At 72.4% G+C, this 21293-nt stretch carries 19 protein-coding genes; 11 read left to right on the forward strand and 8 right to left on the reverse strand.

Annotated features, from left to right (window positions below):
• Window positions 1-4: 4 nt before the first annotated feature.
• Window positions 5-1372: an O-antigen ligase gene (locus LZG04_RS42600; RefSeq protein WP_233818497.1), complete on the reverse strand. Its 1368-nt coding sequence runs from the start codon at window positions 1370-1372 to the stop codon at window positions 5-7.
• Window positions 1345-2259 (reverse strand): hypothetical protein, encoded by a 915-nt coding sequence (locus LZG04_RS18165; RefSeq protein WP_233818499.1) that lies wholly within the window; start codon window positions 2257-2259, stop codon window positions 1345-1347. The genes LZG04_RS42600 and LZG04_RS18165 overlap by 28 nt, the downstream gene beginning before the upstream one ends.
• Before the next feature lie 93 nt (window positions 2260-2352).
• On the opposite strand from LZG04_RS18165, the gene LZG04_RS18170 reads away from it, so the two are divergent.
• Together LZG04_RS18170 and LZG04_RS18175 are read left to right on the forward strand one after the other, a co-directional pair.
• Window positions 2353-3312, forward strand: coding sequence for a hypothetical protein (locus LZG04_RS18170; protein WP_233818501.1), 960 nt, complete (start codon window positions 2353-2355; stop codon window positions 3310-3312).
• Between the two features lie 171 nt (window positions 3313-3483).
• Window positions 3484-4593, forward strand: coding sequence for an acyltransferase (locus LZG04_RS18175; RefSeq protein WP_233818503.1), 1110 nt, complete (start codon window positions 3484-3486; stop codon window positions 4591-4593).
• Here the strand turns inward: LZG04_RS18175 and LZG04_RS18180 are convergent.
• Genes LZG04_RS18180 through LZG04_RS18190 form a run of 3 tightly spaced genes read right to left on the reverse strand, consistent with a single transcriptional unit; the run spans window position 4571 to window position 8291 of the window.
• Complete coding sequence (locus LZG04_RS18180; protein WP_233818505.1) at window positions 4571-5788, reverse strand: glycosyltransferase family 1 protein; 1218 nt, start codon at window positions 5786-5788, stop codon at window positions 4571-4573. The two genes, LZG04_RS18175 and LZG04_RS18180, sit on opposite strands and share 23 nt — an antisense overlap.
• Window positions 5785-7257 carry a lipopolysaccharide biosynthesis protein gene (locus LZG04_RS18185; RefSeq protein ID WP_233818507.1) on the reverse strand — a complete coding sequence of 491 codons (1473 nt, stop codon included), beginning with the start codon at window positions 7255-7257 and terminating at the stop codon, window positions 5785-5787. The genes LZG04_RS18180 and LZG04_RS18185 overlap by 4 nt, the downstream gene beginning before the upstream one ends.
• The gene (locus tag LZG04_RS18190) at window positions 7242-8291 is read right to left on the reverse strand and encodes a glycosyltransferase (RefSeq protein ID WP_233818509.1); all 1050 of its coding nucleotides are present in this window, start codon (window positions 8289-8291) and stop codon (window positions 7242-7244) included. Before LZG04_RS18190 ends, LZG04_RS18185 begins: the two co-directional genes overlap by 16 nt.
• Window positions 8292-8385: 94 nt before the next feature.
• On the opposite strand from LZG04_RS18190, the gene LZG04_RS18195 reads away from it, so the two are divergent.
• From LZG04_RS18195 to LZG04_RS18210, 4 genes are all read left to right on the forward strand, one after another.
• Entirely contained in the window at window positions 8386-9234 is an 849-nt protein-coding gene (locus LZG04_RS18195; protein WP_233818512.1) for a glycosyltransferase, read from the forward strand.
• Window positions 9231-10481: a hypothetical protein gene (locus LZG04_RS18200; protein WP_233818514.1), complete on the forward strand. Its 1251-nt coding sequence runs from the start codon at window positions 9231-9233 to the stop codon at window positions 10479-10481. Before LZG04_RS18195 ends, LZG04_RS18200 begins: the two co-directional genes overlap by 4 nt.
• A 67-nt stretch (window positions 10482-10548) precedes the next feature.
• Entirely contained in the window at window positions 10549-11868 is a 1320-nt protein-coding gene (locus LZG04_RS18205) for a cytochrome D1 domain-containing protein (protein WP_233818516.1), read from the forward strand.
• 70 nt (window positions 11869-11938) lie between these two features.
• Window positions 11939-12238, forward strand: coding sequence for a hypothetical protein (locus tag LZG04_RS18210; protein ID WP_233818518.1), 300 nt, complete (start codon window positions 11939-11941; stop codon window positions 12236-12238).
• Here LZG04_RS18210 and LZG04_RS18215 read toward each other — a convergent pair.
• Window positions 12189-13430, reverse strand: a complete 1242-nt coding sequence (locus tag LZG04_RS18215) for an MFS transporter (protein WP_233818520.1) — start codon at window positions 13428-13430, stop codon at window positions 12189-12191. The genes LZG04_RS18210 and LZG04_RS18215 overlap by 50 nt on opposite strands.
• Before the next feature lie 86 nt (window positions 13431-13516).
• On the opposite strand from LZG04_RS18215, the gene LZG04_RS18220 reads away from it, so the two are divergent.
• The 3 genes from LZG04_RS18220 (at window position 13517) to LZG04_RS18230 (ending at window position 18093) form a co-directional block, all read left to right on the forward strand.
• Window positions 13517-14326, forward strand: coding sequence for a WecB/TagA/CpsF family glycosyltransferase (locus LZG04_RS18220; RefSeq protein WP_233818522.1), 810 nt, complete (start codon window positions 13517-13519; stop codon window positions 14324-14326).
• A 2-nt stretch (window positions 14327-14328) separates the two neighbouring features.
• Window positions 14329-16452 carry a glycosyltransferase gene (locus LZG04_RS42605; RefSeq protein ID WP_233818524.1) on the forward strand — a complete coding sequence of 708 codons (2124 nt, stop codon included), beginning with the start codon at window positions 14329-14331 and terminating at the stop codon, window positions 16450-16452.
• Between the two features lie 108 nt (window positions 16453-16560).
• The gene (locus LZG04_RS18230) at window positions 16561-18093 is read left to right on the forward strand and encodes a serine/threonine-protein kinase (protein WP_233818526.1); all 1533 of its coding nucleotides are present in this window, start codon (window positions 16561-16563) and stop codon (window positions 18091-18093) included.
• A 226-nt stretch (window positions 18094-18319) separates the two neighbouring features.
• Here the strand turns inward: LZG04_RS18230 and LZG04_RS18235 are convergent, their stop codons facing one another.
• Complete coding sequence (locus LZG04_RS18235; RefSeq protein ID WP_233818528.1) at window positions 18320-19105, reverse strand: enoyl-CoA hydratase/isomerase family protein; 786 nt, start codon at window positions 19103-19105, stop codon at window positions 18320-18322.
• Between the two features lie 48 nt (window positions 19106-19153).
• Here LZG04_RS18235 and LZG04_RS18240 point away from each other — a divergent pair, with 48 nt between their 5' ends.
• Together LZG04_RS18240 and LZG04_RS18245 are read left to right on the forward strand one after the other, a co-directional pair.
• Complete coding sequence (locus LZG04_RS18240; protein WP_233818530.1) at window positions 19154-19648, forward strand: GNAT family N-acetyltransferase; 495 nt, start codon at window positions 19154-19156, stop codon at window positions 19646-19648.
• 98 nt (window positions 19649-19746) lie between these two features.
• Window positions 19747-20295 carry a LuxR C-terminal-related transcriptional regulator gene (locus LZG04_RS18245; RefSeq protein WP_233818532.1) on the forward strand — a complete coding sequence of 183 codons (549 nt, stop codon included), beginning with the start codon at window positions 19747-19749 and terminating at the stop codon, window positions 20293-20295.
• Here LZG04_RS18245 and LZG04_RS18250 read toward each other — a convergent pair.
• Window positions 20292-21044: a hypothetical protein gene (locus LZG04_RS18250; protein WP_233818689.1), complete on the reverse strand. Its 753-nt coding sequence runs from the start codon at window positions 21042-21044 to the stop codon at window positions 20292-20294. The two genes, LZG04_RS18245 and LZG04_RS18250, sit on opposite strands and share 4 nt — an antisense overlap.
• Window positions 21045-21293: the final 249 nt, after the last annotated feature.

The raw sequence follows: 21293 nt of genomic DNA on the forward strand, positions 1-21293 counted from the left end.
GCCCTCACGCCTCCTGCGCCACGGCCTCCGCCGCCGTACGTCGACGCTCCTCCTTGGCCACCCGCAGCAACGCCCCCGTCACACCGATCATGGTGAACACCAGGCCGGTCGCCACGCCGAAGCCCAGCAGGTCGAACGTCACCGACGCGATCCCGCCCGCCACCACGCCCGCCACCAGCGCGCTCGCCAGGCTGCGCAGCTGCTCGTCCTTGCTGATCATCCGCACCCGGATCGCCGCGAACGCCGCCGCCAGGAACATCCCGATCAACGCGAACAGCCCCAGGTAGCCGTTCTCGATCAACGTCAGCAGGAACTGGTTGTCCAGGATCGTGTACTTCGTCGGCAGGTACGTGCCGAACCCCCGCCCCAGCAACGGGTTCAGGTCGATCTGGTGCCACGCCGCCTCGTAGTCCGCCGTGCGCGCCTTCACGCTGGGGTCGTCCTCGATGTTGGAGAACATGCCCCGCAACGTCCCGAACAGCCCCGGCACCACCAGGCTCGCCCCGAGGAACGACCCGCCGCCCACCACCGCCGTCGTGATCTTCCGCCGCCGCGGCAACGTGAAGATCATGATCAACGCACCCACCGCCATCCCCAGCAGCGCGGTCCGCGACAACGACGTCAGCGCGCCCAGCCCCACCAACGCCAGGCACAACGCCCAGCGCACGTGCGGCGTGCCGTCGTCACGCGCCTTGAACAGGTAGTGCACGCCCAGCGGCACGGCCATCGCGCACACCAGGCCGAACTCGATCGGGTGGTTGGTGGTGCCGGTCGGCCGCCGGAAGATCGACCGCGCCTCCATCGCCGAGTACCCGTTGTCCTGCACCCGCAGCCCGGGCAGCGACACGTACGACGCCAGGTCGACGCCCAGCCCGAACTGCACCAGCCCCACGAACGCGATCACCGCCGCGCACGCCAGCAGCAGCTTGAGGACCCGGTCGAGCCGGTCCTTGGTGCGCACGGCGTCGCACACGAACACCGCGACCGCGATCATCGACGTGATCCGGATGATGCTGCTGTCGGCCACGGTCAGCTCGTCGGTCGGCAGCCACCGCCGGGTCGCCACGCCGTAGGTCGCCAGGTGCGACGCCAGGTACAGCGCCACGGCCGTGCGCACGACGTTGCGCCCCTTGCCCATGCCGACGTCGTCCACCATCTGCCCGGACACCCACAGCACGCCCAGCAGCAACGCCACCACCAGCGCGGGCGGCAGGGTCATCGGCACGAACGACAGCACCAGCCGGGCCGGGATGATCAGCAGCGCCAGCAGGAACACGCTCACGAGCGTGGCGCCGTCCGTCCGCCGCCGCGCGGGCCGCTCCGGCAGGAACCGCTCGGTCACGGTCAGGGTTGGTCGTCGTTGGTCGGCCACGCGGGCGCTCCGGGCCGGCCGGCCGCGCGCGGACCCGGCGCGGCGATCTTCACGGTCTGCTCGCTGGCGGTCGGCTGGGGGCGGCGGACCGGCGGGCCGGGGGGACGGCGCGGCCCACCGTTGTGCGACGGCGGGGGAGCACCGACCGGCGCGGCACCGACGGCCGGGGCAGCACCGACCGGCGGGGTGGCCGCCGGGGCAGCGGCGGCGGGCTCCGGCTCGTCGTCCTTGCCCTCACGCGCCTCACGCCGGCGCCGCAGGTGGTTCAGGACGCTGTCACCGCCGAACGTGGCGGCCGTCGTCAACAGCATCAGCAGCACGAACGCCGCGCCCGCGTACCGGACCTTGCCGCCGATCTGCGCCTCGGCCGCGGTCGGGTTCACGATCACCTGCGAGGTGATGAACGTCGACTCCGGCGCCTTCAGCGCGGTCTGCTGCTTGTCCAGCTCCTTGGCCGCGAACTCCATCACGGTGGTGACCAACCGCTCGGCCGACTCCGGCGTGCTGCCGTCGGCGGTCACGAACAGGAACGGCCCGCTCATGCCGCCGCCCGCCGCGGTGAAGTTCTCCTTCGAGTCCTTGTCCAGGCCCAGCGACTCCTTGCGGGTCTTCGGGTCGGCCAGGATCTGCGCCAGGATCTGCGCGGTGGTCGTCAGGCTGCCGTCGAACGCCAGCAGCGGGTTGACCCGGACCGCGTCCTCCGGCGACAGCTTCTCGGAGAACGTGCCACCGGCCGACGGCGACGTGAGCACCATGACCCCGGAGGACTGGTACCGCGTCGGGATGGACAGGAACACCCCGGCGGCCACGGCGACAGCCGTGATCGCCGCCGGCAGGGCGATGTACCACCGCCTGCGCAGCGTTCGCACGGCGCCCCAGAAATCCATCCGCTCCCCGATCCACGTTTACCCTGCGTGTGTGCGCGCACGGTGTTGTTACTCTGAAATCGGCCGACTCGCGCCTAGTCGTTACAGGTGGTGATGGACTTGGGCTACCGGCGGGTCGTGTTCGCCGTCGCAGCCATCGTACTGGTCGTCGGGGCCGCGGTGGTGTACGTGACGTCGGTCGTGCGCGACACCTCACCCGTTGCGGTGAGCGCGGTCGACGGCGACCTGATGTTCGTGTCGCTCGCCGACGGCCGCGACCGGGTCGAGCAGGTCCGGCTGGCCGACCCGGCGGCCCGCGGCGCGACGCCGATGACGTGCCGGCGGGTGTACCGGGCCGGTGGGACGACGGTGTGCCTGAAGCTGGCCGGACCGGGGCCGACGTACGCGGCCGAGGTGTCGCGGGACGGCGCGGTGGTGCGGACCGTGCCGCTGCCGGGTGTGCCGAGCCGGGCGAAGGTGTCGGCGTCGGGGCAGGTGGTCACGTGGACGTCGTTCGTGACCGGTGACTCCTACGCGGTGCCCGGTGGGTTCTCCACCCGGACCGGCTTCCTGGACCTGCGCACGGGTGCGGCGGTCGAGTCGCTGGAGGGGTTCGCCGCGGTGATCGAGGGGCAGCCGCACACCGCGCAGGACGTGAACTACTGGGGCCTGACCGTGGCCGCCGACGACCGCACGTTCTACGCGACGCTGGCCTCCGGCGGCTACACCTGGCTGGTGAAGGGCGACCTGGTGGACCGTCGTCTGGAGTCGCTGCGCCGTGACGCCGAGTGCCCGTCGCTGTCGCTGGACGGCACGAAGGTCGCGTACAAGAAGCGCATCGGCCGGCTGGGGCCGTGGGAGTTGGCCGTGCTGGACCTGGCGACCGGTGAGGAGCGCAGGCTGCCGGGCACCGCCGGGGTGGACGACCAGGCGACCTGGCTGGACGACGAGCGGATCGCGTTCGCCGCCGTGCCGAAGGACGCCAAGCTCGCGTCGATCCACGTCGTGCCCGCCGACGGCTCGGCCGCCGCCGTGCTGACGATCCCCGACGCCACCTCGCCGTCCCCGCTCTGACCTCGCGGCTAACGCCCTCCGCGGCAGTCCGATTTCCTTCTGGTCAAAGGAAATCCTGCTGCATCGGAGGCGGAAGTTGTTATTCCTTCCCGCAAACGAATACCTGACCGCAAGAATAGTATTACGCGGCAACGGTTGCCCGCCGTGTTCCGCCGGTCGGCCCACGCGCCGATGACGAACGCCCCAGCCCCCGTCCCGGCGCCGGAGTCGGCGCCCGAGTCGGCCACCCCGCCGCTGCCACCGGTCCGGCTGCCCTCGCTCACCGGCCTCCGCTTCCTCGCCGCGTTCGTCGTCTTCGGCTTCCACCTGCACGCCGGCGGCCTGTTCACCGGAACGGGCGCGGAAGGCGTCCTGGCGGCGGTGTTCGGGCAGGGCGCGACCGGGGTGGGGTTCTTCTTCCTCCTGTCCGGGTTCGTGCTCACCTGGTCGGCTCGCGAGGGTGTCCCCACGAGCGTCGGCCTGCGGCGCCGGGCGGCCAGGGTGCTGCCCAACCACGTGGTGGTCTGGGTGGTCGTGTTCGCGGGCCTGGCCTGGACGGGCGGTGCGTCGCCGCTCGCGGGCGTGCTCGGCCTGGTCCTGCTCCAGGCGTGGATCCCGGTGCAGGAGATCTACTTCGGCGTCAACACGCCGGCGTGGTCGTTGTCGTGCGAGGCGGCGTTCTACACCGCCTTCGCGTGGTTGCTGGCGCGGGTGGACCGGGTGCCGCACCGACGGCTCTGGGCGTTGGCGGTGGGCCTCGTGGCCGCCGTTGTCGCGGTCCCCGCACTGGCCCTGCCGCTCCCGGACGGCCTGGAGTACTGGTTCGTCTACGTCTTCCCGGTGACCCGGGCGCTGGAGTTCGCGCTGGGCATGGTGCTCGCGCGGATCGTGCGGGCGGGCCGGTGGATCCGGTTGTCCCTGTGGCAGGCGGGTGCGCTGGCCGTGGTCGGCTACGTCGCCTCCGGCCACCTGCCGGGCACGTTCGGCTACGTGGCGGGCACGGTGGTCCCGCTCGCGCTGCTCATCCCGGCCACCGCCGCGGCCGACATCACCGGCTCGCGGTCACCGTGGCGCGGCCGCACGGCGGTCTTCCTCGGCGAGGTGTCCTTCGCGTTCTACCTGGTGCACCAGGTGGTGATGCGGGCGGCGGAGGCGTTCGGGCCGCGCGAGGTCGGCCTCGCCGGCGCGATCGGGATCTCGGTCGCGCTCCTGGGCGTCTCGCTGGCCCTGGCCTGGCTGCTGCACCGGCTCGTCGAACGGCCGGCGCAGCGGCGGCTGCTCAGGCCGAGAGCTCCCGCCTGAGCACCTTCTCCAGCTCGTGCCCGGCCGCGTCCCACGACCGGCCGGACACGCTGGCCGAGGCGGCCCGCGCCACCGCGCCGAAGTCCGGCGTGGTGACCACATCGGACAGTGCGCGGGCCAGGTCGTGCGGTGTCGCGGGTGCGTAGCGGACGTGGTCGTTGTCCAGCACCACGCGGTTGTGCACGGCGTCGTTGACGACCGGCAGGCAGCCCGCGGCCAGCATCTCGTGCGGCACCAGCGACACGTTCGTCATCGACAGCGTGAGGCCCGCGTAGCACCGGTTGTAGATGTCGTTGAGCCGGTCGGGCGTGACCAGGCCGTGGTCGACGTGCCGGGGCCCCAGCGACCCGATCTTCTCGCCGTAGGTGTGGATCACCACGTCGGGGTGCCGCTCGGCGAAGAGCTCCAGCGCCAGCAGCCCGATCTCGATCGCCCGCCGCGGCGCGAGCCGGCGCGCGTAGAACACCACGCCGTCCCGCGGCACGCCCTCGCGCAGGTGGTAGCGGTCGACGTCGCAGCCGAAGTCGAACGAGTCGGCCGCCATGCCCGTCTCGGCACGCAGCTTCTCGGCCAGGAACCGGCCCGCGGTGAAGCCGTGGAACCCCATCCGGTAGGTGTTCTCCGCCAGCGCCGACAGCCCGCCGACCGGGAAGAACCACGGCTCGTAGTCCTGCACCAGGTAGAACCGCCTGCCCGCGCACGGGTCGTTGAACGCCGGGTAGGCCGTCATCCACGCGGTGGCGAACACGGCGTGCGCGTCGGCCATCCCGTCCAGCACGTCGTGCACCGACCCGCGGAACCCCGGGAACGCCGACCTGATCACCGGCTCGTGGTCGGCCGCGCGGCTGCCGTACACGTCGTACAGGTACAGCCGGCACGTGTGGCCCAGCGACTGGAGGTGCTCGATCAGCCGGAACATCGTGGTGTGCCCGCCGGAGCCGGGTGACGGCGGCGTGCTGACCCAGTTGACCGTCAACCGCCCGTCCTGCGGCAGCGGCGGCACGACCACCGGCCGCGGCGCGCCGAGGTCGGCCGCGCGCACGTCCTCCAACCGCACCGGGAACACCTCGGCGTCCGCGCCGAACCGCCGCGCCGCGCGGCCGAGCGCACGGGCGCCGACCTGGCGCACACCCTGGTCGCGCACGATGCGCGTGACCTGGTGCGCCCGACGCCGCAACTGCTGGACGACCCTCACGCGCCACTCCTCCGCAACAGGCCCAGCACCTCGTGGCGCAGGGGGAACACCACGGCCGCGTAGGCCAGCGACGCCAGCGCGCCACCGATCAGCAACCGCCACAACGGGCCGTCGACGACCCACTGCACGCCCGCCGCCACCACGACCATCACCACGCCGCCCAGCACCGGCCGGGCGACCGCCGCGCCGAGAGCGCGCGCCCGCAGCCCGTAGGGCCGGAACGCGATCAAATACGCGGGCACGATCACCACCAGCACGACCACGCTCTGCGCCAGCGCCACGCCCCGGATGCCGTCCAGGTGCGCGCCCAGCGCGAGCAGCGGCACCAGCGCCGCCAGCCACACCAGGTGGATCACCAGGATCGCGCGGGACCGCCCGGCGCTGGCCAGGTAGTCGTACCCCAGCTCCAACGCCACCCGCAGCGCGCCCAGCAGCACCAGCGCCGCCAATGCCTGCGCGGCGGGGGCCCACCGCTCGCCGTAGATCGTGCGCACGAGCGGGTCGGCCAGCGCCGCCAGCAGCACGCACGCGGGCACGGTCACCAGCGCCAGCAGCCGCAACGCGCGCGCGAACGTGCGCGAGAACAGCTCCGGGTCATCCCTGACCTGCGAGAACGCGGCGAGCGACACGCTGCGCACCGGCTGCGAGAACGCACCGACCGGCCAGTTCGCCAGGTTGAACGCGAGCAGGTAGAAGCCCAGCGGCACCGTGCCGAGGACGCCGCCGACGATGATGTAGTCGACGTTGAGCACCCCGAACACCAGCAGGCTCGCGCCCGCCAGCGGCAGCCCGAACGCCAGCAGCCCGCGCGCCTGCACCGCGTCGAACCCCGGCCGGTAGCGCCGAGGCGTGTAGGCGAACATCACCGCGGCGGCGACCAGGTTGGTGGCGATCCGCGACCACGCCAGGCTCCACGCGCCGAAGCCCAGCAGCGCCAGCACCACCACCACGGCCGTGCCGACGACGAACGCCGACGTGTCGGCGACGAACTTGTGGTCCTGGCGGAACTCGCGTTGCAGCAGCGCGCCGGGCACCGCCGACGCTCCCGCGACCACCAGCGACAACGACATGAGCTGGATCACGCCCGTCGCCTGCGGTGTGCCCATCGCCCCGGCGAACCACGGCGCGCCGACCACGCACACCAGCGCCAGCAGCGCGCCGGACGTGATCGACAACGTGGTCACGGTGGGCGCGAGCTCCTCGACGGGACGCTCGGTGCGCACCAGCGCGACGCTCACGCCCATCTCGCTGACGCTCATCACGATGTTGAGCACCACCAGCGCGACCGCGAACACGCCGAACTGCTCGGGCGCGATCAACCTCGCCAGCAGCACCCCGACACCGACCTGGCCGAACCGCTGCACCAGGCTGTTGACCGCGCTCCACCGGATCGCCGAGGAGACCTTGCGCCGCAGCTCCGGCCGCTCGGCCCGGGGCGGCTCCACGTCGGCGGTCACTGGCCGCGCCACTTCCAGACCTGCTTGCCCACGACGCCCGCCCCGCGCTTGGCCAGGTGGCTGCCCACGAACAGCTGCGTGCGGCTGCACACCTTCGGCCCCAGCGCCCGCCGCCGCCGCAACGCCCGGTACTCGGCCAGTCGCTCGGTGTCGGGGAACACCCGCCGGGCGAACGCCACCAGCTCGTCCACCGGGATCTCGTCGAGCTTGTCCCGGTCGTAGGCGCGCACGGCCCGCCACAGGGCGTCCTTGGCGATCGACCGGTTGGCCAGCGACCGCAGCCGGGGCGGCAGGTGGGGGTGCTCGGCGAAGAACCGCTCGAACACCGCCTGCCGCTGCTCCAGGTCGGCGAACAGCGACGAGAACCGCGTGCGCATCATGCTCTGCTGGTGCACCCGGTAGTACGCGGCGGGCTTGCCGCGCACGTACCCGATGTCGGACACCGCGGCGATGCGCATCCACATCTCCAGGTCGCCCGCGTGCGGCAGGTCCGGCCGGTAGCCGCCGACCTCCTGCTGCACCGACGTGCGCACGACGGCCTCGGGGGAGGACAGCACGTTCTGCCCGGTGCGGCAGCGCGCCTCGATCCAGTCGACGCCCGACCACACCGTGCGGCCGGCGGGCGGCGTCAGCACGGACGGCAGGTCGTTGTGATCGCTGTAATAAACAACACGTCCGTAGACCATGCCGACGTTCGGGTGCGCCTCGAACACCTCGGCGGCACGGGCCAGGGCGCCCGGCGCCAACAGGTCGTCCGCCGAAAGCAGCACCGTGTAGTCCGCCTTGGCCCACTCCAGCAGGCCCTCGTTGTAGGTCGCGATGTGACCCCGGTTGACCTCGTGCCGGCGGCCCTCGACCCGCGGGTCCTGCGTCAACTCGGCCATGACCTCGGGCGTCTCGTCGCTCGACGTGTCGTCGATGATCAGCACCCGCACGTCCACGCCGGGTTGGTCGAGCACGCTCTTCACGCAAGCACGCAGGAACCGCGCGTAGTTGTAGCAGGGGATGACGACGTCGACCGTTGGCCGTGCCGGAGGCTCTGTCACGCCCTACTCATCGTGCCCGACCGCGGATCGTTAACGGCGGGCCCCCGATCCCGATGTAGAGGGACATACGGGAAGGGGTTCCATGGACCACGTCGTGCTGACGCGTTTCAACCTGCCGTCCGTGGGCGCGGAGAGCGTCGTGCGGGCGCGGGAGGGGTGGTTGACCGAACGCGTCGCGCTGTTCGAGCGGTACTGCCTGCCCTCGGTGGCGGCGCAGACGTCCTCGAACTTCCGGTGGCTCATCTACTTCGACCCGGAGAGCCCGCGGTGGCTCAAGGACCGCGTCGAGGCGCACGGCGACGCGTACACGCCAGTGTTCCGCACCCAGGTCGGCCGCGACGAGCTGGTCGAGGACATCTCGGCGCTCTTCCCGGTCAAGGGCGACGTGCTGATCACCACCAACCTCGACAACGACGACGGCCTGGCCGCGGACTTCGTGGCCCGGTTGCAGGCCGAACGGCCCACCGGCCGCCGCACCGCCCTGTACCTGGCCAACGGGCTGGTCAAGAGCCCGACCGGGCTGTTCGCCCACCACGACCGCGACAACGCGTTCGCCTCCATGCGGGAGAGCTGGGACGCGCCGGTGACGTGCTGGGCCGACTGGCACAACCGCCTGCACCGGCACGCCGAGGTGGTGTCGCTGGGCGGACCGCCCGGGTGGTTGCAGGTCGTGCACGGCGGGAACGTGAGCAACCGCACCCGCGGCCGGCTGGTCTCGCCCGCCCCGTACCGGGCGCTGTTCGGCCCGGCGCTGGACGACGTGCCCGAGCCCGCCGGCGGCGTGCTGGCCCGGGACCGGTTCGTCGGCCACCCGCTGCGCACGGCCCGTGACGGCGCGCGGTACGTGGCCAAGACCGCGGCGCAGCGGCTGCTCGGCCCGGGCGGCTTCGAGAAGGCGAAGCAGGTGCTGGCCGCGCGCGGGCGGGTCCGGTCGCCGCGGTGAACAGGACCGCCGCGCTGGCGGCGCTGGCCTTCGCCGTGACCGCGTGCACGGCCGAGGCGCACCGGCCGGCCGACCCGCCACCGGTCCTCGCCGGCCCGTCCGTCGACTACTACGAGAAGTGGGCCAACGGGCCGAACCCGACCGGCGACCCGAACGTCTTCCCGATCAACGTCTGGATGCAGGACCCCTCGGGCATCGAGAACGGCGAGAAGCTCGGCCGCGCGTACCCGAAGATCGGCATCGACGCCGGCATCGGGCTGTGGGAGGACGAGTGGTGGTACCTGCGCCAGGAAGGGCTTCACGAGACCGACTGGCGCGTGTACGTCGACGGCACGCGCGTGGACGCCGTGCTGGCCGACACCGCGCACGCCCGCAACTACATCGGCTACCTGATCGCCGACGAACCGGACATGACCAAGGTCTACGGCGACGTGTTCCACCCCGACATGCAGCCGTCGGCGATCGTGAAGGCCGCCGACGCGGTGCGCGCCAAGGACCCGACCCGGCCGACGTACCTCAACTTCAGCCCGTGGATGGGCACGCCGACCGGCGAGGTCGGCTACGGCCACATCGAGGAGTCCTACGAAGAGGACATGCGCACGTACTGCTCGGCCGCGGACATCGCGTCGGCCGACTACTACGGCTGGACGCACCCGGACCGCAACCACACCGTCGGCGCGTACAGCTACGGGCAGGTCATCGACACCATGCGCAAGTGGTGCGGGCCGGACAAGCCGCTGTACGGGTTCGTGGAGACCGGCCACCCGCACGACCGCGGCGAGATCATCGACCCCGACCAGCTCGAGTCCGCGGTCTGGAACACGATCCTGCACGGCGCGACGGGCATCAACTACTTCGCGCACAGCTTCTACACCGACGGCACCGGCGAGTACTCCAGCGTGCTGACCCGGCCGGAGATCACCGCCCGCGTCGCCGCGGTCAACGCGCGGCTGAAGTCGCTCGCGCCGGTGCTCAACGCACCCAACCTGCCGGGCGTCAGGGCGTCGAGCGACAGCGGCATCCCGGTGTCGGCGCTGCACAAGCGGGTCGGCGACGAGCGATGGGTGTTGGCGCAGACCGACGGCACCAAGGACCACCCGCGCAGCCTCGCCGGCCGCGTCACGCTCACCGTGCCGGTGTCGTCGGGCACGGCCACCGTCGTGGGTGAGGACCGGGCCGTGCCGATCGTCGACGGTCGGATCGTGGACGACTTCGGCCCGTACCAAGTCCACGTGTACCGATTCTGACCTGCTAACGGCGCAGCGCTCCCCGCCGATTGGGGCACTGCGGGATTCGAACCCCTGGAGGCCGACAGTGCTGCTCAGAAAGATCCGCAAGGCGCCGGCCGCGTGTGGCGCGATCGCGATGGGAGCAGCGCTGCTGCTCGTGCCGTCCGGGACGGCGGTCGCGCAGGGCCCGGTGCGCGTGCTCGGGTACGTCGCCAACAACGGCGGCGGGGTGTCGGTGCTCGACACCGCCACCAACGCCGTGACCACGACCCTCGTCGACTCCACCGGCGACTCGCCGTACGGCGTCGGCGTGGCGTTCGACGGCACGCGCGGTTACGTGACCAACGTGCGTGACGACACGTTGACGGTCATCGACACGCCGACCAACACCGTGGACGCGGCGGTGCCGGTCGGCGACGGGCCCGCCGGCGTGGTGGTGTCGCCGTCCGGCGGCCACGTGTACGTGTCCAACTACGCGGCGGGCACGGTGTCGGTGGTGGACGCGGCGACGTTGACGACCACCGAGACGATCCCGGTCGGCGCGAACGCGGACGGCATCGCGATCACGCCCGACGGCAAGCGGCTCTACGTCGCCCATGACGTGGTCGGCCCGGGCACGGTGTCCGTGGTGGACACCACGACGAACGCGGAGATCGCCGACATCCCGACCGGCAACACCCCGACCGCGGTGGCCGTCACGCCGGACGGCGCGAAGCTGGTCGTGGTCAACAAGTTCTCCAACAACGTGGCCGTGGTCGACACCGCGACCAACACCGTGACGGGCACGGTCCCGGTGAGCTTCATCCCGCACGGCGTCGCCGTCTCGCCCGACGGCGGGCGCGCGTACGTGACCAACAGCGAGGGCCACAGCCTGTCCGTGGTGGACCTCGTCGCGTTGGCCCCGGTGGCCCAGGTACCGGTGGGCAGCAGGCCGATCGCGGTGGCGCTGACGCCGGACGGCGCGAAGGCGTACGTGACGAACTTCACCAGCGGCACGGTGTCCATTGTGGACACGGTCACGCTCGCCGTCACCGGCACGGTGCCCGTGGGCGCGAACCCGGTGGGCATCGCCATCCACGCCGTGCCACCGGCGCCGACCAAGCTCACCGCCGGTTACGCGCAACTGCAACCGCGCCTGCTCGGCTTCACCGTCCGGGGTCTGGACGCCACGCTCACCGAGTCCCACACCGGCAACCCGGTGGCGAACAAGCAGATCACGTTCCGCACGGTCAAGGGGCACCCGCTCTGCACCGCCACCACCAATGCCAACGGCAAGGCGCAGTGTGACGCCAACGTGCCCCTCCTGGTGGGCGTCGCGACCCTCCTCCAGGGCTACACGGCCGGCTACGCGGGCGACCTGACCCACGGCCGTGCCGCGGCCCACGGTCCGATCGGCCTGCTCTGAACCGGGTGTAGCGAGCCGGACCGAAGGGCATTCCCCCAGGAGGACGCGACCCACCTCCTGGGGGAGTGACATGCGCTCGAACTTCGACGACGTGGAACTGGCCGAGGACGCGGACCCCGGCAGCTTCCCGACCGAGCGGTCCCGTCGCCGGGCCATCGGCTTCGACCGCTGGTCGGGCCGCCACCCCGTGCTGGTCACGGTGCTGACCGGCGTGGGACTGGGCCTGCTGGTGTGGCTCGCCCTGCGGCACGCCCCCGGCGGTGAGGGGTTCGTCGTCCGCCTGGTCTGCTACCTCGCGTTCGTGGTCGGCTCGATGGTGGTCATCGCGCGGCTGGCGTTGAGGGCGCGGAAGAGGTACCACGAGCGTTGAGCCACCACGCGACCACGACGGCGACGAGCAGTGAACCGACGGCCGCGCACACCGCCGTGCCGAACGCGGCGAACTGCAAGAGCAGGCCGAACGCCACGGACGACACCAGCCGGGCCAGCGCCTGCCCCGTCTGCACCACGGCCAGACCGGACGCCCGCAACGACTCCGGCACCAGGGTGCTCACCCGGGCGGACAGGACACCGTCCGTCGCCGCGTAGAACAGGCCGTGCAGCAGCAGCGCCGCTCCCACCCCGAAGTACCCGGTGCCGGGGGCGAACAGCAGGAGATACACGGCCAGCAGCAGCACGTGCCCGCCGAGGAACACCGGCCACCGGCCGACCCGGTCCGCGAGCCGACCCACGGGCGCGGCGGCGACCAGGAACACCAGCGCGGTCCCGAGCGGCAACAACGGCAACAGGTGCAGCGGCGCGTCCGTCGCCTTCTGCACCAGGATGAACACGAACGCGTCCGACAACGTCGCCAGCCCCAGCACCGCGGCGCCGATCGCCAGCCGCCGGTATGCGGGCTCCCGCAGCAGCGCCGGCCCCGCGCGCAACGACAGGCGCGGCCCGGTCGACGCCGGTCGGGGGTTCTCCCGCACGAACGCCACCAGCACGATCAGCCCCACGGCGGCGAAGCACGCGCTCACCGCGAACACCGGGCCGGCCACCGTGCCGATCCAGTACATCAGCCCGAACGTCACCAACGGCCCGAGCAGCGCGCCGACCGTGTCCATGCCGCGGTGCAGCCCGAACGCCGCGCCCAACCGGTCCGGCGGCGTGGCCAGCGAGATCAACGCGTCCCGCGGCGCGGTGCGCAGCCCCTTGCCCGCCCGGTCCGCCGCCATGGCCGCACCGATGCCGAACGCCGACGCGCCCACGAGCGGGAAGATGAGCTTCGTCACCGCCGACAGCCCGTAACCGACCGCGGCGACCGCCTTGTGCCGGTGCGTGCGGTCGGAGACGTGGCCGCCGACGAGCCGCAGCACCGCCGTCGCGCCCGTGTACAGCCCGTCCAGCACGCCGAACTGCGCGTAGCCCATGTTGAGCGTGAACAGCAGGTAGACCGGCATGAACGCGGTGACCATCTCGGCCGAGACGTCGGTCAGCAGGCTCACCGCGCCCAGCGCCACCACGGTGCCGGGGACCTTGCCCTCGACCCGCTCGCGAGGCCGGACGGACGCAACGTACATGCACCCGATATCGGTCACGTGCGGTGACCGTTACCGCCATCCGGGCCTGTCGTAACGGGGACCGCCCGGAACCCGATGACGCGGGTATGCCGGACATCCCGCAGCCCCGCGTCCGCGTGGGCGCCGTCGACGTGTGGTCCGTCCCCGAGTCCGGTGTCGCCGACCACGTCGCGCGGGCCTGGCGGCGGGCCGAGGGCGGCGCGATCGTCACGGCCAACGTGGACATCGTGCGCGCCGCGACCCGCGAGCCGGACCTGGCCGCGCTGATCGCCGAGTCCGAGCTGGTCGTCGCGGACGGGATGCCGGTGGTGTGGGCGGGCAGGCTCGCGGGCGTCCCGGTGCCCGAACGCGTCACCGGCTCGTCGCTGGTGTTCACCCTGGCCGAGGCCGCCGCGCGCGAAGGGCGGTCGGTCTACCTGCTCGGCGGTGAGCCGGGCGTGCCGGAGAAGGCCGCGGACGTGCTGCGCGCCCGCTACCCCGGGCTGCGCGTCGCGGGCACGGCCTCGCCGCCGTTCGGGTTCGACGCCTCCGCCGAGGCCACCGCCGCCACCGTGGCCGACGTCGTGGCGGCCGAGCCGGACCTGGTCCTGGTCGGCCTGGGCTTCCCCAAGCAGGAACGCCTCATCCGCCTGCTGCGCGCCGAGCTGCCGCGGGCGTGGTTCCTCGGTTGCGGCGCGGGCATCCCGATGGCCGCCGGTGAGTTCCGGCGCGCGTCGGGCGTGGTGCAGAAGATGGGCGCGGAGTGGCTGCACCGCCTCGCGCTCGAACCCCGCCGCCTGGCCAAGCGCTACCTGCGCGACGACCTGCCGTTCGCATTCCGCCTCCTCGGGGGCGCGCTGCGCACCCGGTTCCGCCGCCCTGCCGCCGACGGCGTCGGCACCCGGACCGGGGAGTAGCCGTGCCGCTTGCCGTCGTCGTCGTGACCTACCACAGCGCCGATGTGGTCGAGGACTGCCTCACCTCGGTCGCCGTCGCGCTGGAGTCCATCCCGGACAGTCGGGTCATCGTGGTGGACAACGCCTCCGGTGACGACACCCTGGAGATCGTGGCCCGCGTCGCGCCGGACGCGCAGGTCGTCGCCCGACCGTCCAACGACGGGTTCGCGGCGGGCGTCAACGCCGGGTTCGCCGCCGCGCCGGACTGCGACGTGCTGGTGCTCAACCCGGACGTGCGGCTGCACCGCGACGCCGTCGCGTTCCTGCGCGCCGCGCTGGCGCTGCCCGGCACCGGGATCGCGGTGCCGCGCCTGGCCGGCGTGGACGGCGCGCCGCAGCTGTCGTTGCGCCGTGCGCCGAACCCGTTGCGCGCGTTGGGTGAAGCGGTCCTGGGTGGCACGCGGGCTGGACGGTCGGAGGCGCTCGGGGAGCTGGTCGTCGACCCCCTCCGGTACGAGACGGCGGGCACGGCGGACTGGGCGACCGGCGCGGCGTGGCTGATCTCGCGCGAGGCGCGCGAGGCGACCGGCGTGCTGGAGGAGCGGTACTTCCTGTACTCGGAGGAGACCGAGTACATGCTGCGCGCGGGCAAGCGCGGTTACGTCGTCCGTTACGAGCCGCGGGCGCGCGCCGTGCACATCGGCGGCGAGCAGTCGACGTCGCCGGTGCTGTGGTCGATGGCCACCACGAACCGCGTCCGGATGGTCCGCGAGCGCCACGGCCGGGCGGCCGCGTTCGCGATGTGGTGCGTCGTGCTGCTCAACGAGCTGCTGCGCGTGCCGCGGGGCGCGAAGCACCGCCAGGCCGTCGGCGACCTGCTGCGCTGGCGGCGGTGGCCGCTACGCCCCGGAGCGGGCCCCGAGCCGGGCTGGGTGTGCTTCTCCGCGCAGGACTGGTGGTACCACAACCGGGCGCACTCGGACTTCCAGCTGATGCGGTCGATGGCCGGGCAGCGCAGGGTGCTGGTGGTCAACAGCATCGGCATGCGGATGCCCACCCGCGGCAACAGCACCCACGTGTCCCGCCGCATCCTGCGCAAGCTGCGCAGCGTGGCCAAGTTCGTGCGGCGGCCGATGCCGGACTTCTACGTGATGTCGCCGTTGCCGCTGCCGTTCTACGGCTCGCCGTTCCTGCGCAAGGTCAACGCCGTGCTGGTCCGCGCACAGGTCCGCCTGGTCGCGCTCGCGCTGGGCCTGCGCACGCCGGTGATCATGGTCACCATCCCCACCGCGTGGGACGTGGTCGCCCCGATGCGCCGCCACCGCCTGGTCTTCAACCGCTCGGACCGGCACTCCGACTTCCCCGAGGCCGACCGCGCGTCGATCGAGGCGCTGGAGAACGAGCTGCTGGCCAACGCCGACCACGTCGTCTACGTCAGCCACGCGCTGATGGACGAGGAGCTGCCGCGCACCGGCTCCCGCGCCCACTTCCTCGACCACGGCGTGGACGTCGACCACTTCACCGCGCGGCCGCAGCACGAGTGGCCGGACGACGTGCGCGCGATCCCGGGCCCGCGCATCGGCTTCTTCGGGGCCCTGGACGACTTCGTGGTCGACTTCGACCTGCTGGAACGCGTCGCCGCCGAGCTGCCGCACGCGTCGCTGGTGCTCATCGGCGACGCCACGCACCCGATGGAGCGCTTCGACAAGTACCCGAACGTGCACTGGCTGGGCTTCCGGCCGTACAGCCTGATCCCGGCCTACGGCTCGGCGTTCGACGTGGCGATCATGCCGTGGCAGGACAACGACTGGATCAAGCGGTCCAACCCGATCAAGCTGAAGGAGTACCTGGCGCTGGGCCTCCCGGTCGTCAGCACCGACTTCGCCGAGCTGGCGGCCTACACCGACCGCGTCCGCGCCGCCCGCACGCACGCCGACTTCGTCGACGCCCTGCGCACCACCCTGGCCGCCGGCCCGCTCCTGCCCGCCCACCGCCTGCGCGCCTCCGTCGAACCGCACTCCTGGCACGCCCGCGCCCTGACCCTGCTCACCCTGACCCAGAACGCGAGTGTCCTACGTTCAGAACGCGAGAGTCCTACCTCCAGAACCCCCGAGTTCAACGCTCAGAACACGCGCGACGGCTCCTGAGGCGTCCTCGACTTCGCGACCGCGGTCGAGGTTGCGCGGCTGTGGGGTGCACCGCGAACCTGCCCGTCCTGGCCAAGCGGGGTGGCCCGCACATCTAGTGTGGGTGTCGTGCAGCCACTGCCCCCGAACGCCCCGTCGCGGATCGGCGACTACACGCTGCTCGCCGCACTCGGCCGCGGCGCGATGGGGTCGGTCTACCTGGCGCGGTCACGCGGCGGGCGGCCGATCGCGGTCAAGGTCGCGCGCGCCGAGCTGGCCGACAACCCGCAGTTCCGCGAGCGCTTCCGCCGCGAGGTCGAGATGGCCCGCGCGGTCGGCGGCTTTTGGACCGCCACCGTCGTGGACGCCGACCCCGACGCCGACCGGCCGTGGATGGCCACCGAGTACATCCCCGGCCCGAGCCTCCAGCAGGCCGTCCAGGACCACGGCCCGCTGCCCGAACGCGCCGTGCGCCGCCTCGCCGGCGGCCTGGCCGAGGCGCTGGTCGCGATCCACGGCGCGGGCCTGGTGCACCGCGACCTCAAGCCGTCCAACGTGCTGCTGGCCGACGACGGCCCCCGCGTGATCGACTTCGGCATCGCCCGCGCGCTGGAGCACTCCGCGCTCACCGAAGCGGGCATCGTGTTCGGCACCCCCGGTTACCTGTCGCCCGAACAGGTCGTCGGCCACCAGATCACCACCCAGAGCGACGTGTTCGCGCTCGGCTCGGTGCTGGTCTACGCCGCCACGGGCGGTGGGCCGTTCGGCGAGGGCGCGACGTCCGCGCTGGTCTACCGCGTGGTCCACCAGGAGCCGGACCTGACCCGCGTGCCGCCGGGCCTGGTGCCGCTGATCGTGCCGTGCCTGGTGCGCGAACCGGCGAACCGGCCGACGCCCGCCCGGCTGCTGGAGGCGATCGGCCCGCCGTCCGCCGAGCCGTCCTGGCTGCCCGAACGGGTGCGCACCATGGTCGAGCAACGGCACACCGAGCTGGGCAACCTGCCCGCCAAGCCGCCGACGCGGGTGCTGGTGGACGACCCGCCGCCCAAACCGCCGACCCTCGTCGCACCCACACCCGCACCCGTGCCGACCCGCACGCCGTCACCCAAGGCCGCGCCCGTCCGCATCGAGCCCGAGCGCAAGGAGGTCCGGCCCACCGGCGTCCGGTTCAAGACCTCCCGCATGGTGGGCCTGAGCTGGGCCGGGGCGAACGTGCTGGCCGCCGTCGTCACGGCCTCCATCGCCGACCCGGCCGCCGGCGCGCCCGGCGCGGTGCGGCTGGCCGCGTTCCTCGCGTTCCTGGCGTTCGCGGTGGCCGGTGTCCGCCTGCTGGTCGGCGCCGCCCGCTCGCCGCTCACCCTCGACGTGGGCCCCGACGGCATCACGCTGTCCAACGGAACGGAGTCCCGCCGCCTCCCGTGGTACGCCATCGCCCGCGTCAAGGTCGAGGCGCACCACGCCCGCCCGTGGCTCATGGTCTGGCTGGTCCCGGCAGCCAGGACGCCGGCCACCCTGGGACGTGGCAGCTTCACCCAGCACAAGGGCGGCCTGCGCGTCTACCCGATCTCGCACGAGCGCTACCGCAAGCGCCGCGACCGCGACGTGGTCGAACTGCGCTCGGCCCTGGCCTGGTACGGCTCCGCCGCTTACGACCCCCGATAGAGGTGCCGGCCGTGGACGAGCCCGAGCAGCCTTCTCCGACCGGGCTCGCGTTCCCGCTGGTCGCGTTGACCACGGTGTTCGCCGTGCTGCGGCCGTACTTCGCCTGGCGGCCCCTGCGGGTGCTGATGGGGGAGTCGCTCTCCCGGTTCCGCGGTGAACGAGCTGTTCGCCGAGTACCAGCGGATCTGGGACCGGCAGAGCGCCAGGTGGGCGGAGTTGCGCCGGGTCAGCGACCGCTGAACACCGCCCGGCCCGGGCCGTCGGCCAGGAACGACCGCACCGCGCCACGCAGGTCCTCGCTGTCGAACAGCTCGGCCGCGATCGCGGTGACGTGTTCGTTCGCCTCGGCCACCCCGCCGCTCTCGTAGTGCGCCAGCACCCGCTTGGTCGCCGCGTGCGCCAACGTGGGCCCGGTCGCCAGCGCCACGGTGAACTCCAGCGCGGCGTCGTCGAAGCCCTCGTCCGGCAGCACCCGGTTGACCACGCCCCAGCGCTCCAGCGTGGCCGCGTCGTAGCGCTCGCCGGTCATCACGAATTCCTTGGCCCGCCCCACGCCCGCCCGCGCGGCCAGCCGCTGCGTGCCGCCCATGGTCGGGGTCAGCCCGACGACCTTCTCCACCAACCCGAACGACGCCCGCTCGCAGGCCAGCACGATGTCGCACGCCACCGCCACCTCGAACGCCCACGTCAGGCACAGCCCGTGCGCGGCGAACACGGTCGGGAACGGCAGCGCGGCCACCCGGTCGGGCAGCTCCAGCATCCGGTCGAACAGGGCCTTGGCCTGCGCGGACGTCTTCTGCTCGGCGAACAGCCGCACGTCGACGCCGCCGCTGACGACCTTGCCCTCGAAGCGGATGAGCAGCGCCCGCGCGGGTCGTCGCTCCAGGTCCTCGACCGCCGCCTCCAGCAGGTCCTGCAACTCGGCGGTGTAGAGGTTCAGCGGGGGAGCGTCGACGGTGAGCACGGCCAGTCCCACGGCGTCCCGCTCCAGCCGGACCTGTTGCGCTGCCACGGACCTGGACTTTACACGCGTCCGGAATGCCGAAAACCAGGTGGCCAAATGGCCCAGTGGGGCGAAAATCGGCCTATGAGTTCCTGGACCGTTCAGCCCGAACCGGTTGACAGCCCGACCGCGGTGGCCGTGATCCGCACCTACCTGGCCGACATCATCGCCCGCTACTACGGCCGCCCGGCCACGCCCGCCGAGGTCGACCAGGCGATCGCCGACGACCCGACCGACGACCTGGCCCGGTTCTTCGTCGGCCGGCGCGACGGTCGGGTGCTGGGGTGCGTCGGCTTCCGCATGGTTGACCGCGAAACGGCGGAGATGAAGCGGATGTTCGTCGATCCGGCGGCCCGGGGCACCGGCGGGGGCGCGGCTCTGCTCGCGGCGGTCGAGGAGGGGGCCGTCTCATTTGGAGCCGCGGCCATTCGCCTCGACACCCGTACTGACCTGGTCGAAGCGCGGGCGCTGTACGCGCGGCACGGCTACCGTGAGGTGCCCGCGTTCAACGACGACCGCTATGCGGAGCACTGGTTCGAAAAGCGGCTATAGGGGCCATTGGGTTCCCATATCACTGTTGTGATGTGTCTCACTTGACACTGAATAAACGCCCCAGTTGAGTATGTGGCGAAAGTCGGCCGCGGAATGAAATGGGGATCAGTCCAGTGGCTTTCGCCGTTGAGTTGACATTTCGTGATGCGCGCCAGGTGCGGAGATCCATTCATCTCGCACACCGGGAATATTGGCGTCCCTTAGCCGAGCAGGGTGTGCTCGTCGGAACCGGCCCGTGGGCCGACGGTTCCGGCGTGCTTCTCATCGTGCAGGTGCCGGACGACGCCGCGGCCCGGGACCTGGTGCGCGGTGACCCGTACGTGCGATCGCAGTCGATCGCGGAGGTGCGCATACGCCAGTGGCACGTGCTGCTGGGTGTGCCGGAAGGTGAGCGCGTGCCGGGCATGGTCCGGCCGCGTGACGGGCAGAGCGCCGAGGCGCGCTCGCGCGAGCCGTTGACGCCGCACGAGCACCGGATCGCGCTGATGATGTTGGAGGGCATGACGAACCGGCAGATCGCCGAGCACTTCTCGGTGTCGACCCGGGCCGTCGAGCTCCACATCACCCGCATCTACCGCAAGCTCGACATCGGCAGGCGGGCCCAGCTCGCCGCGGCGATGCCGTGGGGCCAGCGCTCGTACCTCTAGTCGCACGTACCGGTCGGACGCAGTGACGCGAGGATCGGCGGGCCAGCCCGTCGGTCCTCGCTGCGTCCCGGCCCAACCCTCAGCCCAGCGGGTCCGCCCAGCGCGGCCACCGCCTCGCCGTCGCCGCGCTCCAGTGCCACCAGCGTGATCGAGTTCTCCGCCGACCGCACGCCGCAGTCGGCCAGGTGCCGCTCGGCCGCGTCCCGGTCGCCCCGCGCCACGGCCAGGCACCCCGGCACCAGGACGATCTCCCCGGCGACCGGCAGCATCTCCTGGACGGGTCGCGGACCTCCAACGCCCGGTCCGCGGCGGCCTCGCCGTGCCGCAGCCAGTCGGGCCGCAGCCCGGCGCGGCGGCTGTGTTCGGCCGGCTGCATGAATGGGGCGGGGCGTGACGTCGTCCAGGGCGCGCAGCGCGCGCAGGTGCAGCCGTTGCCACTCGGGGCCGGTGGGCGCGGCCCTGGCCTGTTCGGGCGCGACGGCGCCGACCTCGGCCAGCAGCCGTTCGGTGGCGGGCACGCCGAGCACGGCGGCGGCCTCGGCGACGCGCCTGCCCGTGACGGACGGCCCGGCCAGCCGTTCGGCCATCGGGCAGGCGAGTTCGGGCACCAACGGCCTCAGCACGCCCGTCACGGGACTCAGTGACACCCGACCGAGGTAGTCGCCCGCGGTGCGCAACGCGTCGAGCACCGCGCCGTGCGGGAACGGCTCGCGCAGCGGCCAGCCTGCTCTTGCCGACGCCCGCCTCACCGGCCACCGGCGCCACGGACGGCTGCGAGGCCACCGCCGAGCAGCGCTCGAGCGGACCCCGGTATTGGAACCCGAATCCTTCCGTCGGAGCAGCCCCCTTGCCTAGCTGTAACGATATGGGGCTGTTCGGGTGGTAATCGCGGCGAACGAGCACTTCGAGTGCCGTGGAAAGGTTACCGACCGTGCGGTATGTCACATGATTAGGCGATCCGGGTGGCTTCTGTCAATACTCCTTACCCGTCGGTAACG

Origin of the sequence: Saccharothrix sp. S26 (assembly GCF_021390395.1) — a bacterium.
GTDB lineage: Bacteria > Actinomycetota > Actinomycetes > Mycobacteriales > Pseudonocardiaceae > Actinosynnema.

Excerpts from the sequence above, each read along its gene's own strand:
- LZG04_RS18170 (WP_233818501.1), top strand. The coding sequence starts at position 2,353 with ATGGACTTGGGCTACCGGCGGGTCGTGTTCGCCGTCGCAGCCATCGTA.
- LZG04_RS18210 (WP_233818518.1), top strand. The coding sequence starts at position 11,939 with ATGCGCTCGAACTTCGACGACGTGGAACTGGCCGAGGACGCGGACCCC.
- LZG04_RS18175 (WP_233818503.1), top strand. The coding sequence starts at position 3,484 with ATGACGAACGCCCCAGCCCCCGTCCCGGCGCCGGAGTCGGCGCCCGAG.
- LZG04_RS18240 (WP_233818530.1), top strand. The coding sequence starts at position 19,154 with ATGGCCCAGTGGGGCGAAAATCGGCCTATGAGTTCCTGGACCGTTCAG.
- LZG04_RS18245 (WP_233818532.1), top strand. The coding sequence starts at position 19,747 with ATGGGGATCAGTCCAGTGGCTTTCGCCGTTGAGTTGACATTTCGTGAT.
- LZG04_RS18165 (WP_233818499.1), bottom strand. The coding sequence starts at position 2,259 with ATGGATTTCTGGGGCGCCGTGCGAACGCTGCGCAGGCGGTGGTACATC.
- LZG04_RS18215 (WP_233818520.1), bottom strand. The coding sequence starts at position 13,430 with ATGTACGTTGCGTCCGTCCGGCCTCGCGAGCGGGTCGAGGGCAAGGTC.
- LZG04_RS18220 (WP_233818522.1), top strand. The coding sequence starts at position 13,517 with ATGCCGGACATCCCGCAGCCCCGCGTCCGCGTGGGCGCCGTCGACGTG.